A 12383-nucleotide genomic window follows, 5' to 3' on the forward strand; every position below is an offset into this window, starting at 1 on the left:
GCCGCAGCCCCCTTGCTAGTACGTTCCGTCGAGCTGACCGCGCAGCTTGGTCAGGGCCCGGGCCAGCAGCCGGGACACGTGCATCTGCGAGACGCCGATCTGCTCGGCGATCTGCGACTGGGTCAGGTTGCCGTAGAAGCGCAGCGTAAGGATCTTCTGCTCGCGCCGGTCGAGCGTGGCGAGCGCCGGGCCGAGGGCGACGCGCATCTCGGCCAGCTCGAACTCGCCGTCCTCGCCGCCGAGCAGGTCGCCCAGCTCGGTGGCCCGCTCGCCGTCGCCGGTCGGGGTGGACAGCGACACCGCGTTGTAGGCGCGGGCGCCCTCCAGGCCCTCCAGCACCTCTTCTTCGGTGAGCTTGAGGTGGGCGGCGATGTCGGCGACCGTCGGGGAGCGGCCGAGCGTCTGGAGCAGCGTGCTGTTGGCGTCGGAGATCGCCAGGCGCAGCTCCTGGAGCCGGCGGGGCACTCGGATGTCCCAGGTGCGGTCGCGGAAGTGGCGCTTCAGCTCGCCGATGATGGTGGGGATGGCGTAGCCGGCGAAGTCGACGCCGCGCGACGGGTCGAACTTGTCGATCGCCTTGATCAGGCCGATCGCCGCGGTCTGCGCCAGGTCGTCGTTCGGTTCGCCGCGGCCGCTGTAGCGGTGGGCCAGGTGGTTCGCCAGCGGCAGCCACGCCTCGATGGCGCGGTCGCGCAGCGCGGGCCGGGACGGGTGGCCGGCCGGCAGCGCGGCCATCGCGGCGAGCAGGTCGGCGGCGCTGTCGGTGAGCGAGCGGGGGTCGAGCTTCGCGGAGCCGGCCGGCGTGGTCGCCGGGGCGCTGGTCGTGGGAGCGGTCATGGGTGGTCCTCCCTGCACCTCGTCCACGGAAGAAAAAAGACGTGACGCTCAGGTTTAGGTGTCGGTAGTACGTTCGGAAGCCACCATAGCCCGATCGTGCTGCGGAAATCTAGCCGAAAGTACGATGTACTTAAGGTGTGGCGGGGTATGGACCTCGTTTTTCCGGGCATAGCGCGCCCCGATCGGTCAACGAGGAATCCGACAGGTGGTCGATGTGTCGGCTTTCTGTCGTTGTCCCGCCGACGGGACCGCCCGTAGCGTCCGTAGCGACACGTCAACGGAGGCACCGTGCTGGATCCCGCCGCGCCGCAACTCGTCATCAACGCCCGGACGCTGCTGTTCAGCTGGCTCCCGGCGGATCCCCGCGCGGTCGACACGCTGCTGCCCGCGGGGCTGCGCCCGCACCCGCAGCGTCAGGTGTTCGTCAACCAGTACGTGGTCGACGACGAGACGCAGACCTCCGGCTTCGGCGCGTACTCGCTCACCTACCTGGGTGTCTCACTGGCGGATATGGATCCGCCCGACGGCGAGACGCCGGGTGGCTGGTGGACGCACTACCTCACCTCCAGCGAGCGGGTCCGGCAGTACGCCGCCGCGCGGGGCGCACCCGCCGCCGCCGGGCAGACCCGCCTGGACCTGCGGGGCGACCGGCTCACCGCCGAGACCCGGGCCGCCGACGGCACGCTGCTGATCCGGGTCACCGCCCGGGTCGGGCACACCGGCACCGAGGCGCACATGGGCCACCATCGCTACCTCACAGGCAACGACGGCGAGCTGATCGTCACCGACTATCCGTACGTGGCCGAGCCGGTGTCCCCGTTCGAGGTCGAGTCGGTGGAGTTCCCGGCCCCGGAGCACCCGGTCCACGCGTTGCGGCCGGCCAACCCGCTGCACGTGTGCTGGGGCTTCTACTCGCCGCGCGTGTCGTTCGCGTACCCGGCCCGCCCGAACGTGCCGGACGAGCCGGCCGACCTTCACCAGGTGCCGGCCCGGCGGGCCCGCAGCGGCCTGCCGTCCGGGTCGTAGACCAGCCGGTACGCGGGCAGCGCCCAGAGCCGCGTATGCCAGGGCAACCGCTCCGGGCGGTGCGGCCGCAACCGGCCCGGCGGACGGGGACCGGCCCGGCCCCCGGCGTGCCAGCGCTCCAGCTCGTCCGCCGCCGCGGTGATCGCCGCGACCGCGTCCACCGGGTCCAGCAGGTCGTCGTCCTGCGCGCCGCCCGGATCGCGGTCCAGGTGTTCGCGCCACAGCCGCAGCCGCAGGTCGCGGGCGAACACCCGGGCGCCGTCGCCCAGCCCCGCCGGGTCGGCCGGCGCCCGCTCGTCGCGGGTGTCGTCGAGCACCGCGCAGGACAGCTCGCTGTCGTGCGTCCAGGACCGGCGGTTGAAGTTGTCGCTGCCCACGCTGGCCCACACGTCGTCCACCACGCAGACCTTCGCGTGCACGTAGACCGGCGTGCCGTCGTGGTTCTCCACGTCGAACACGTGCACCCGCTCCGGCGCGGCCCGGTGGCACAGCGACAGCGCCTGCTCCCGGCCGACCATGTTCGGCGGCAGCGCGAGCCGGCCGTCCACGTCCGGATGCCGGGGCACGACCGCCACCAGGTGCAGGTCCGGGTGCTCCTGCAGCGCCTGCGCGAACAGTTCCGCCACCTCGGTCGACCAGAGGTACTGGTCCTCCAGGTAGATCAGCCGCCGGGCCCGGCGTACCGCCTTGGTGTAGCCGCGGGCCACTGTGCGCTCGCCGTCCGGGGCGAACGAGTAGCGGGGGCGCACCGCCGGGTAGGTGCGCAGCACCTGCACGTGGTGCGGTCCGCAGGGCGGCGGGTCGGCAGGCTGCTCGGGCAGCGGGTCCGGGCGCAGGTCGGAGCCGCGCAGCCGGTCCCGCAGGTACGCCATCGGGTTCTCCGAGTCCAGCGGCATCGGGTCGGTCCACCGCTCCCGGAACGTGGTGTCGAGCGCGCCGACCACCGGTCCGCGTAGCGCGAGCTGCACGTCGTGCCAGGGTGGCGTGGGGCCGTACCGCGGGGACATGCCGACCGGCTGCGGGTCGCCGGCGTGGCCGGCGTCGTCGCGGCGGCTGTGGCACAGGTCGATGCCGCCGGCGAAGGCGATGTCGCGGCTCGGGTCGCCGGGCCGGCGCAGCACCACGAGCTTCTGGTGGTGCGAGCCGCCGCGCCGGACCCGCTGGTCGAGCAGCACCTCGCCGCCGGCCGCGCGGACCGCCTCGCTGAGGTCGCGGTTCTCCGCCTCGCTGTAGGAGAGCGTGTCGAGGTGGGAGCGCCAGAGCAGGCCCTTGACGATGACGCCGCGCTGGGCGGCCTGCGCGAACAACTGCGCCACGGTGGGGCCGTCCGGGCGCATCCGCTCGTCCGGGTCACCGCGCCAGTCGGTGAAGAACAGGTGGTCGCCCGCGGACAGCGCCTCCACCTCGCTGACCAGGCGGTCGAAGTACGCGGCACCGTGAATCAGCGGCTCGGCGAGGTTTCCATCGGCCCAGACGGGTAACTCAGACCCCGGGTTGGCGCGTTCCTGTGCGGTGAGGAACCAGTCCCGCAGAGTCACGTTCCACCCCCCGAGGTCGACGACGTCCTCACACGGTAGGACCCCCGGCAGGGCCCCGCACGTCGAGCAGCAGGTCGGCGTCGGTGCCGCGCGTCAGGGGTGCGCCGGACCCCTGGATCGCGATACCGAGGAGGCACCGACATGCCCGCCGAGACGACGAACACCGTGACCGACCGCGACCAGGTGGTGGAGGGGGAGCGGGGTGCGCTGGTGGCGGTCCTGTTGATGGTGATCCTCGGGGTGGCCGGGATCTTCGCCGTCTCCTGAGACCGCGGCCGGGCGCCCCGGCGAACCGGGGCGCCCGTAGCAGGTCAGGGCCGGTCGCCCTGGCCGTCGGTGTGCGGCACCCGCCCGGTCGGGATCACCCCGAGCCGGCCGGCCTGGAAGTCCTCGACCGCCTGGATCAGCTCGGCGCGGGTGTTCATGACGAACGGGCCGTAGTGCGCCACCGGCTCGCGGATCGGCTGGCCGCCCATCAGGTAGAGCTCCAGCGCCGGGGCGTTGGAGTCCTGCGTCCGGTCGGCGGTGATCCGCAACGCCTCACCGGGCCCGTGCACGGCGAGCTGGCCGAGGTGGATCGGCCGCCGGTCGGTTCCGACGGTGCCGCGGCCGGCCAGCACGTACACCAGCGCGTTGAAGTCGGACCGCCACGGCAGGCTCAGCTCGGCGCCGGGTTGCAACGTGGCGTGCGCGATGGTGATCGGCGTGTGCGTCGAGCCCGGACCCTGGTGCCCGGCGACCTCACCGGCGATGACCCGGATCAGGCCGCCGCCGTCGGGCGTGGTCAGCAGCGCCGACTCCCGGCCGCGGATGTCCTGGTAGCGGGGCGCGCTCATCTTGGCGACGCTGGGCAGGTTGACCCAGAGCTGCAGGCCGTGGAACAGCCCGCCGCTCATCACCAGGTGCTCCGGCGGCGCCTCGATGTGGAGCAGGCCACTGCCGGCAGTCATCCACTGGGTGTCGCCGTCGGTGATGGTGCCGCCGCCACCCGTCGAGTCCTGGTGGTCCATGATCCCGTCGATCATGTAGGTCACCGTCTCGAAGCCGCGGTGCGGGTGCCAGGAGGTGCCCTTCGGCTCGCCCGGCGCGTAGTCGACCTCGCCCATCTGGTCGAGGTGGATGAAGGGGTCCAGCTCGGTCATCGGCACGCCGGCGAAGGCCCGGCGGACCGGGAAGCCCTCGCCCTCGTACCCGCTGGGGGCGGTGGTGACCCGGCGGACCGAGCGGTATTCGGTGGCCTCGCCGAGCTGCGGCAGGCGGGGCAGGACGAGGACGTCGTCGACGGTGATCGCGGGCATCGCGGGGCTCCTTACTTGTCGGCCGGGGTGGACGACGCGGTGCGGTCGGCGCGCAGGCGCCGGCCGAGCCGCTCGAAGACCCGGGTGAGGCAGGCGACCTCGGCGTCGTCGAGGTCGTCGATCAGGTGGGCGCGCACGGAGCGCAGGTGGTGCGGCGCGGCCTCGCGCAGGGCGAGCAGGCCGGCGGCGGTGAGCACGGCCTCGCTGCCGCGCCGGTCAGCCGGACACGCCTCCTTCGCCACCAGGCCGCGCTTGCGCATCGTGGTGATCTGGTAGGTCAGCCGGCTCGGTGAGAACACCAGCCGGTCGGCCAGCTCACCCATGCGCAGCCGGTGGCCGGGCGCCTCGGAGAGCAGCACCAGCACGTGGTAGTCGGCGAAGCTCAGGTCGCTGTCGGCGCGCAGGTCGTCCTCGAGCCGGGTGAACAGCCGCTGGCTCGACTCGATGTACGCGCGCCAGCAGGCCGTCCGCTCCGCGTCCAGGCTCTCCGTCATGGCTCCGAGAGTAGCACTATTTAAAATTTAAACAAGCTCTGCTGCCGTGGGGACCTGCGCTCCTCCGTAGGCCTCCTTCAAACCTGAAGAGATGACCCGGCTAGGGTCGGGGGATGGACGATCTCGACCTGCTCGACTGGCGGGAGCGGGTGGCCCGGCTCTACCTGTCCGGCCTCGACCTGGCCGGGTTCCGGGCCGCGCGCGACGAGCTGTTCCGCACCCACCCGAGCAGCCCGGTGCCGCCCGCCGACCGGCCCGCCTTCACCGGGCTGCGCTGGTACCCGCCCGACCCGGCGGCTGTGGTCGAGGCGCCGCTGCGCCAGGCCTCCGGCGAGCTGCGCATCGACACCGGCGGCCCGGACGGCGTGGTCGCGTACCGGCGGGCCGCGATCGCCGAGACGCCGTGGGGACCGCTGACGCTCTGGTGGATCGAGGCGTACGGGGGCGGGCTGTTCCTGCCGCTGCGCGACGGCACCTGCGGCGACGGCTCGTACGGCGGGGGCCGGTACCTCACCGACACGGTCAAGGGCACCTTCGGCCGGGGACTGACAGTGCTCCCCGGCGACCGGGTCCGGCTCGACGCCAACTACCTCTACAACCCCAGCTGCGCCTACGACGACAGGTGGGCCTGCCCGCTGGCGCCGCCGGAGAACCGGGTGGACGTGCCGCTGCGCGCCGGGGAGCGGGCGTACCACGAATGAGGGGAGGGCCGCCCGGCCCTCCCCTCATTGCCCTACCGGTCAGCGGGCGGTGGCGCCGGTTGGTGTCAGGTGCATCCGGCTGAGCAGTTGCTGGGCCTGACCGGCCATCTCCGCGTCCACAGTCACCGCGTACTGCGCGGCCCGCAGTGAACTGGCCGACGTGAAGTCACGCTGCCCACCGCTCATGGCGTGTGCCACAGCACCGAACACCGCACCCCAGATCGCACCGATCACCAGCCCGACCAGGATCACCGCCAGCCAGTTCCCGGCGGTGAAGATGCCGAACAGCAACCCGATGAACAAACCGAACCAGGCGCCGGTGCCGGCCCCGAGCAGGGCCGCCCGGCCCGTGGTGAGCCGTCCCATCACGGTCTCCACGAGCGTGAGGTCCGTACCGACGATCGAGGTACGTTCCACCGGGAAGCGGTTGTCGGCCAGATAGTCCACCACGCGCTGGGCGGACGGATAGTCCGGGTACGAGCCGATCGTGACGGTCGGCGCCCCGGCGTGCGGTCCGTGCCCGTCCCCGCTCGGCGGCGTCGGGCGACCGCCCGGGCCGGACGGGAGGTTGTCGCTGCCCGGCATTCCGGGTTGCCAGGCCGCGGTCGGAGTCGAGGGTCTGGTCATGAGCATCCTCCTTCGTCAACCCACCGCGTTCCCGGCGCCGGGCAGCGGTAACGCGCCGGGCCGGACCGATGTGGCGAGGCATGCCGATGCCCCGGGCCGGGTAGCCACATCCGTGCCGACCCGACACATCAGCGAGCACGGCTTCCTCGCCGACGGGCGCAGCGCGGCCCTGGTCGACCGCGACGGCTCGGTCAACTGGTGGTGCCCGCCCCGGTTCGACGCGCCGTCGGTGTTCGGGCGGTTGCTCGACGAGCACGCCGGGCACTGGAGCATCCGACCCGAGGGCGCGGCCACCAGCACTCGGTCCTACCTGGACGACACGCTGGTGCTGCGTACCGTCTTCACCACGGCGACCGGCACGGTCGCCGTCACCGACGCACTGGCGCTGGAGCACGGCGCGCGGGGCCACGACATCGGGATGCGCTCGCCCCGGGTGCTCGCCCGGCTGGTCGAGGGGCTCACCGGCGAGGTGGCGATGCGTGTCGAGTACGCGCCGCGCTTCGAGTACGGCCGGGTCGGCGCCTACCTCACCGAGCACGACGGGGTGGTGGCCGCCACCGCCGGCGCCTGCCGGCTGGAACTGCGCGCCGACGTCCCGCTGGCAGTCGCCGAGGGGGCCGCCGCCGGCCGGTTCACCGCCCGCGCCGGCAGCGTCCACCGCTTCACCCTCGGGTACGCCCCGGCGTACGCCGGCGCCGCACCGGCGCTGCCCGACGCCGCCGAGGCGGTGGCCGAGACCGTCGCCGCCTGGCGGTCCTGGTCGGCGCTGCACGACTACCAGGGTGAGTACCGCGACGAGGTGCGGCGCAGCGCCCTCGCGGTGCAGGGCATGACGTACGCGCCGAGCGGCGCCGTCGTCGCGGCGGCCACCACCTCGGTGCCGGAGAAGCTCGGCGGCGACCGCAACTACGACTACCGCTACGTGTGGCTGCGCGACTTCAGCCTCACGCTCCAGGCGCTGTGGCGGGCGGCCTGCCCGGACGAGGCGGACCGGCAGTTCACCTGGGTGGCGCGGGCGATGGGCCGGATCGGCGACGAGCCGGTGCCGATCATGTACGGCGTCGAGGGGGAACGGGACCTCACCGAGCACGACCTCGACCACCTGGCCGGGTACGAGCACAGCCGGCCGGTGCTGGTCGGCAACGACGCCTGGCGGCAGCGGCAGAACGACGTGCTGGGCGAGGTGCTCGACGCCGCCTGGCTGATGCGGTACTACCTCGACCCGATGTCACCGGAGGTCCGCGACCTGCTGCGTACGCTCGCCGACCAGGCCGAACGCGGCTGGCACCGGCCCGACGCGGGGATGTGGGAGGGGCGCGGCCCGCAGCGGCACTACGTGTCGTCGAAGGTGGAGTGCTGGACCGCGCTGGACCGGGCGGTCCGGTTCGGCTCCCGCATCGGCGAGCCCGCCGACGTGGCGCGCTGGGCAGCCGCCCGCGACGAGATCCGGGCGGCTGTGCTCACCCACGGCTGGAACGAGCGGGTCGGCGCGTACACCGGGGCGTTCGGCGCCGACGACCTGGACGCCTCGGTGCTGGTCATGCCGCTTGTCGGTTTCCTGCCCGCGAACGATCCCCGGATGCGCGCGACGATGGACGTGCTGGAGCGGCGGCTGTCCCGCGACGGGCTGCTGCGCCGCTGGGACGGCGACCCGGCCGGGTTCGTGATCTGCTCGTTCTGGCTGGCCGCCTGCCTGGCCGAGGCGGGGGAGCTGGACCGGGCCCGGCGGCTGTTCGAGCGGCTGGCCGCCCGCACCAACGACCTCGGCCTGTACGCCGAGCAGATCGACCAGGACACCGGCGAGCAGACGGGCAACTTCCCGCAGGCGTACTCGCACATCGGCCTGATCATCGCCGCCGGCCGCATAACGGACGCCGCCGCCTCTTCCCGCCACCCCGCGCCTGCTTCGCGTCGATCATGAGGTTGACGGCGAAGTCGATCTCCCTGAGTGCCGCCAACTTCATGATCGACCCGGGGAAGCGGGGGTGGGGGAGGATGAGGGGGTGGAACTGGTCGTGATGGCTGACACGCATGTGCCCAAGCGGGCGCGGGATCTTCCGGGGGCGCTGTGGGGGGCCGTCGAGGCCGCGGATGTCGTCGTGCACGCCGGGGACTGGGTGGACGTGGCGCTGCTGGACGCGCTGGAGAAGCGGTCGCGCCGGCTGGTCGGCGTGTACGGCAACAACGACGGGCCGGAGTTGCGCGCCCGGCTGCCCGAGGTGGCCCGCGTCGAGCTGGACGGCCTGCGCGTCGCCGTGGTGCACGAGACCGGCCCGAAGACCCGCCGCGAGGAGCGCTGCGCCGCCGCGTACGGCGACTGCGACCTGCTCGTCTTCGGACACTCGCACATCCCCTGGGACAGCGTCGCCCCGGGCGGCCTGCGCCTGCTCAACCCCGGCTCACCCACCGACCGGCGGGCGCAGCCGTACGCCACCTACCTGACCGCGCGGGTGGCGGCGGGGCGGCTCGACCGGGTCGAACTGCACCGCCTGCCCCCGCGCTGACCTCAGCGGCCCCGGCCGGTCTCCGCCTGGAGCTCGTCGATCCGCCGGGACGCCTCGGCCTTGGTCAGGCCCTCCGGCACCGGCTCGCCCGCCTCCTGGGCCAGGGTGTGCAGGTACGACTCCTGGGCGGCGGTGGGCGGCTCGTCGCCGGTGACCCAGTCGTCCGGGTCCTTGACGGCGGCGTCCGGATTCACGTTCCTGCCGCTGGTGTTGGCGCGCTCGGCCATGCTCATCACCTCTCCTCGAACAGGTGTACCACTACCCCCGGCCCGGCGGGTTCATGCCGCCCGCCGCCTACGATCACCTGGTGACGGCGGAGCGGGCGGGCGTGGTGGTGGTCGGCGCGGGCATCGCCGGGGTGGCGTGCGCGACCGAGCTGGCGCGGGCCGGCATCCCGGTGCGGGTACGCGAACGGGCCCGGGTCACCGGCGGTCGGATGGCCAGCAAGCGCTTCGACGGCCGCCCTGCCGATCTGGGCGCCGCGTACTTCACGGTGGACGACCCGGACTTCGTCGCCGTGGTGGACCGGTGGCGGGACGCCGGGCTGGCGCGGGAGTGGACCGACACGCTCGTCGCGTACGGGCCGCGCGGACGCGAGCAGGTCGCAGGCCCGATGCGCTGGGCCGCCCCGCGCGGGCTGCGCTCGCTCGTCGAACACCTCGCCGCCGACCTGCCGGTGACGCACGACCGGCTGGTGATGACGGTCGAGCCCGGCCCCCGGGTGGACGGCACCGCTGCCGAGGCGGTCGTGCTCGCCATGCCCGGCCCGCAGGCGGCGCTGCTGCTGGACCCGGCGCTGGCCGAGGCGACCCGGGCGGTCGCCGCACAGCGCTGGTCGTCGGCGCTGACCGGGGTGCTGCACTTCCCGGCCCGTCGCTGGGCGGACTTCCGTGGCGCGTTCGTCAACGACCACCCCGTGCTCAGCCTGGTCTGCGACGACGGCGACCGGCGTGGCGACGCCGCGCCGGTGCTGGTCGCGCACACCACCGCCGGGTTCGCCGCCGGGCACCTGCTCCAGCCCACCGCCGCCCGCCCGGCTGTCGAGCAGGCGGTCCGCGACCTGCTCGGACTCCCCGAGCCGGCGGTGTCGGTCCACGTGCACCGCTGGACGTACGCGTCCCCGGCCGCGCACGCCGGGAGCGCCACGTACCACCTGGACGACGACGGCATCGGCCTGGCCGGTGACGCGTTCGGCCGCCCGCGCGTACAGACCGCCTGGCGCTCCGGCCGGGACCTGGGCCGCGCGCTCGCCGCCCGGCTGGGCGGATAGCCCGGGCCGGTCAGCCGGTGGCGCCCACCGGTTGGGCCGCCGACCCGGCCCGCGTGTCCTCGCCGGTGCGATCGCCCTCCCGGTCCAGCAACTGCATGACCGGTGTCGCGGCGATCCCGTGCGCCACCACCGACACCACCACCACGAGACCGACGGTGGCCCAGACCAGATCCGCCTGCGGGAAGTCGGTCTTGCTGGTGGCGTACGCCAGGTAGTAGAACGAGCCGACGCCGCGGATGCCGAACAGCGAGATCACCCAGTGCTCGGCCGGTTTGCCGGGCGCACCGCGCAGCGACAGCCACCCGGCCAGCGGCCGGATCACCAGCACCAGGGCCAGCCCGGCCAGCGCCGCCGGCCAGGTCAGCGGCGCGAGCAGCCCGCCGATCACGGCCCCGCCGAACAGCAGCAGCAACAGCACCGTGAGCAGCCGCTCCACCTGCTCGGCGAAGTCGTGCAGCACGGAGTGGAACTCGTGCGTTCGCTCGGCGGCCCGGATCGCGCGAGCGGCCACGAACACGGCCAGGAAGCCGTACCCGCCGATCACCTCGACCAGCCCGTACGCGAGGAACGTCGCGGCCAGCGCGAGGAAACCCTCGGAGTGCTTGGCCAGCCGCAGCTTGCTCGGGGCGCGGAAGAACAACTTGCCGAGCAGCCAGCCGACGAGCAGCCCGCCGCCCACCCCGGCGGCGAGCTTGTAGAGCACGTCCACGGCGAACCACTCGGCGAGCCAGCCGGACGGCGCGAGCCCGGTGGTGGCGATCGCGATGGCCGCGTACACGAACGGGAAGGCGAGCCCGTCGTTCAGGCCCGCCTCGGAGGTGAGCGCGAAGCGCACCTCGTCCTCCGAGTCCTCCACATCTGTCGGTTCACCCACCTGCACGTCCGAGGCGAGCACCGGGTCGGTGGGCGCGAGCGCCGCGCCGAGCAGCAGCGCCGCGGCCGGCACCAGACCGGCCCACCACCAGCCGAGCAGCGCCACCGCGGCGATGCACAACGGCATGGCGATCGCCAGCAGCCGCCACGTCGACGACCAACGGGCCCAGCTCAACGGGCGGTCGATCTTCAGACCGGCGCCCATCAGCGCGACGATCACCCCGACCTCGGTGAGGTGGGTGGTCAGCTCCGGCCAGCGCAGCGGGTCAGGTGTGGGCAGACCGGTGGGCAGTACGAACACGAGCATGCCGAGCCCGAGGAACGCGATCGGCATCGACAGCGGCCGTCGCTCCAGGACCCGGGGCAGTACCCCGGCCAGCAGCGCACCGACGCCCAGCAGAGCGAACGCGACATCGACCGGTTCCACGACACCACCCTTCGGCCGCCCGTGGACCGGGCGGCGGAGTCCAGCAGTGCCCCGAAGCGGGCCCGGTTAAGCGTGTGCGTGCCCGTCGATCGGACGGGCCGTCAGCCGAGCGTGGCGATGGCGCTGTCCGGCAGGGCGTCCAGCAGCGCCGCCGGGTCGTCGTAGACCGCCACCGCGCCCGCGCCGGCCAGCTCCGCCCGGCCGGTGCCGCCGCAGGTCAGCCCGATACAGGGGATGTCCAGCTTGCCGGCGGCGGCCACGTCCCACACCGAGTCCCCGACGAACACCACCCGCTCGGCGGCCAGCCCCGACTGGTCCAGCGCGGCGACCAGAATGTCCGGCGCCGGCTTGCTCTCCTGCGCGTCGGCCGACGAGGTGACCGAGTCGATCACGTCGTCCGCGTCCAGCGCGGCGCGCAGCGCTGTCACCTCGTGCTCGGCGGCCGAGGTCGCCAGCACCACCCGCAGCCCGCGTTCCGCGCAGGCGCGCAGCAGTTCCCGCGCCCCGGGCAGCGGCGCCAGCCGCTCCCAGTACTCCGCGTACAGCGTGTCGTGCGCGTCGCGCAGCCGGCCGTCGGCGTCCCGGTCCCGCTCCGCGCCGAGCAGGTGGTCGAGGATCTTGTCCGAGCCCATGCCGATGGACCTGTGGATCCGCGCCATCGGCACCCGGTGGTCGGCCTGGCGCAGCGCCTCCCACCAGCTCACCGTGTGCAGGTACGTCGTGTCGACCAGGGTGCCGTCAACGTCGAACAGGACACCGCGTCGCTTGTCGTCGGCCATGTCCGGCTC

General features: G+C 73.6%; 14 protein-coding genes. 6 read left to right on the forward strand and 8 right to left on the reverse strand.

Annotated features, from left to right (window positions below; translation table 11 throughout):
* Positions 1-15: 15 nt before the first annotated feature.
* Entirely contained in the window at positions 16-837 is an 822-nt protein-coding gene (locus O7546_RS08825; protein ID WP_194800985.1) for a SigB/SigF/SigG family RNA polymerase sigma factor, read from the reverse strand.
* A gap of 288 nt (positions 838-1125) precedes the next feature.
* Here O7546_RS08825 and O7546_RS08830 point away from each other — a divergent pair, with 288 nt between their 5' ends.
* Entirely contained in the window at positions 1126-1863 is a 738-nt protein-coding gene (locus tag O7546_RS08830) for a hypothetical protein (RefSeq protein ID WP_269696527.1), read from the forward strand.
* On the opposite strand, the gene O7546_RS08835 is transcribed toward O7546_RS08830, so the two are convergent.
* Positions 1812-3401, reverse strand: a complete 1590-nt coding sequence (locus tag O7546_RS08835) for a phospholipase D-like domain-containing protein (RefSeq protein ID WP_281600722.1) — start codon at positions 3399-3401, stop codon at positions 1812-1814. The genes O7546_RS08830 and O7546_RS08835 overlap by 52 nt on opposite strands.
* A 141-nt stretch (positions 3402-3542) precedes the next feature.
* Between O7546_RS08835 and O7546_RS08840 the strand changes: the two genes are divergently transcribed.
* A complete protein-coding gene (locus O7546_RS08840; RefSeq protein WP_255533052.1) occupies positions 3543-3668 on the forward strand; it encodes a hypothetical protein in 126 nt (41 codons plus the stop codon).
* Positions 3669-3712: 44 nt separating this feature from the next.
* On the opposite strand, the gene O7546_RS08845 is transcribed toward O7546_RS08840, so the two are convergent.
* Positions 3713-4699 (reverse strand): pirin family protein, encoded by a 987-nt coding sequence (locus O7546_RS08845; RefSeq protein ID WP_281600723.1) that lies wholly within the window; start codon positions 4697-4699, stop codon positions 3713-3715.
* Between the two features lie 11 nt (positions 4700-4710).
* Positions 4711-5193, reverse strand: coding sequence for a MarR family transcriptional regulator (locus O7546_RS08850; protein WP_194800989.1), 483 nt, complete (start codon positions 5191-5193; stop codon positions 4711-4713).
* Between the two features lie 113 nt (positions 5194-5306).
* On the opposite strand from O7546_RS08850, the gene O7546_RS08855 reads away from it, so the two are divergent.
* Entirely contained in the window at positions 5307-5894 is a 588-nt protein-coding gene (locus O7546_RS08855; protein ID WP_281600724.1) for a DUF1684 domain-containing protein, read from the forward strand.
* Positions 5895-5933: 39 nt separating this feature from the next.
* Here the strand turns inward: O7546_RS08855 and O7546_RS08860 are convergent, their stop codons facing one another.
* Positions 5934-6521: a general stress protein gene (locus O7546_RS08860; protein WP_013285375.1), complete on the reverse strand. Its 588-nt coding sequence runs from the start codon at positions 6519-6521 to the stop codon at positions 5934-5936.
* 112 nt (positions 6522-6633) lie between these two features.
* Between O7546_RS08860 and O7546_RS08865 the strand changes: the two genes are divergently transcribed.
* A complete protein-coding gene (locus O7546_RS08865) occupies positions 6634-8442 on the forward strand; it encodes a glycoside hydrolase family 15 protein (RefSeq protein ID WP_269696529.1) in 1809 nt (602 codons plus the stop codon).
* A gap of 82 nt (positions 8443-8524) precedes the next feature.
* Positions 8525-9025 carry a metallophosphoesterase gene (locus O7546_RS08870; RefSeq protein WP_269696530.1) on the forward strand — a complete coding sequence of 167 codons (501 nt, stop codon included), beginning with the start codon at positions 8525-8527 and terminating at the stop codon, positions 9023-9025.
* 2 nt (positions 9026-9027) lie between these two features.
* Here O7546_RS08870 and O7546_RS08875 read toward each other — a convergent pair whose 3' ends face one another.
* Positions 9028-9252, reverse strand: coding sequence for a DUF3072 domain-containing protein (locus O7546_RS08875; RefSeq protein ID WP_135239321.1), 225 nt, complete (start codon positions 9250-9252; stop codon positions 9028-9030).
* 101 nt (positions 9253-9353) lie between these two features.
* Here O7546_RS08875 and O7546_RS08880 point away from each other — a divergent pair, with 101 nt between their 5' ends.
* A complete protein-coding gene (locus O7546_RS08880) occupies positions 9354-10295 on the forward strand; it encodes an FAD-dependent oxidoreductase (RefSeq protein WP_269698067.1) in 942 nt (313 codons plus the stop codon).
* 10 nt (positions 10296-10305) lie between these two features.
* On the opposite strand, the gene O7546_RS08885 is transcribed toward O7546_RS08880, so the two are convergent.
* A complete protein-coding gene (locus tag O7546_RS08885; RefSeq protein ID WP_194800992.1) occupies positions 10306-11595 on the reverse strand; it encodes a cation:proton antiporter in 1290 nt (429 codons plus the stop codon).
* A 101-nt stretch (positions 11596-11696) separates the two neighbouring features.
* Positions 11697-12374: an HAD family hydrolase gene (locus O7546_RS08890; protein ID WP_194800993.1), complete on the reverse strand. Its 678-nt coding sequence runs from the start codon at positions 12372-12374 to the stop codon at positions 11697-11699.
* Positions 12375-12383 lie beyond the last annotated feature (9 nt).

It is taken from the genome of Micromonospora sp. WMMA1976 (genome assembly GCF_027497335.1).
Classification (GTDB): Bacteria; Actinomycetota; Actinomycetes; order Mycobacteriales; family Micromonosporaceae; genus Micromonospora; species Micromonospora aurantiaca.

Coding starts and splice junctions, on each gene's coding strand:
- O7546_RS08875 (WP_135239321.1), bottom strand. CDS start 9,252: ATGGCCGAGCGCGCCAACACCAGCGGCAGGAACGTGAATCCGGACGCC.
- O7546_RS08840 (WP_255533052.1), top strand. CDS start 3,543: ATGCCCGCCGAGACGACGAACACCGTGACCGACCGCGACCAGGTGGTG.
- O7546_RS08845 (WP_281600723.1), bottom strand. CDS start 4,699: ATGCCCGCGATCACCGTCGACGACGTCCTCGTCCTGCCCCGCCTGCCG.
- O7546_RS08825 (WP_194800985.1), bottom strand. CDS start 837: ATGACCGCTCCCACGACCAGCGCCCCGGCGACCACGCCGGCCGGCTCC.
- O7546_RS08850 (WP_194800989.1), bottom strand. CDS start 5,193: ATGACGGAGAGCCTGGACGCGGAGCGGACGGCCTGCTGGCGCGCGTAC.
- O7546_RS08890 (WP_194800993.1), bottom strand. CDS start 12,374: ATGGCCGACGACAAGCGACGCGGTGTCCTGTTCGACGTTGACGGCACC.
- O7546_RS08855 (WP_281600724.1), top strand. CDS start 5,307: ATGGACGATCTCGACCTGCTCGACTGGCGGGAGCGGGTGGCCCGGCTC.
- O7546_RS08860 (WP_013285375.1), bottom strand. CDS start 6,521: ATGACCAGACCCTCGACTCCGACCGCGGCCTGGCAACCCGGAATGCCG.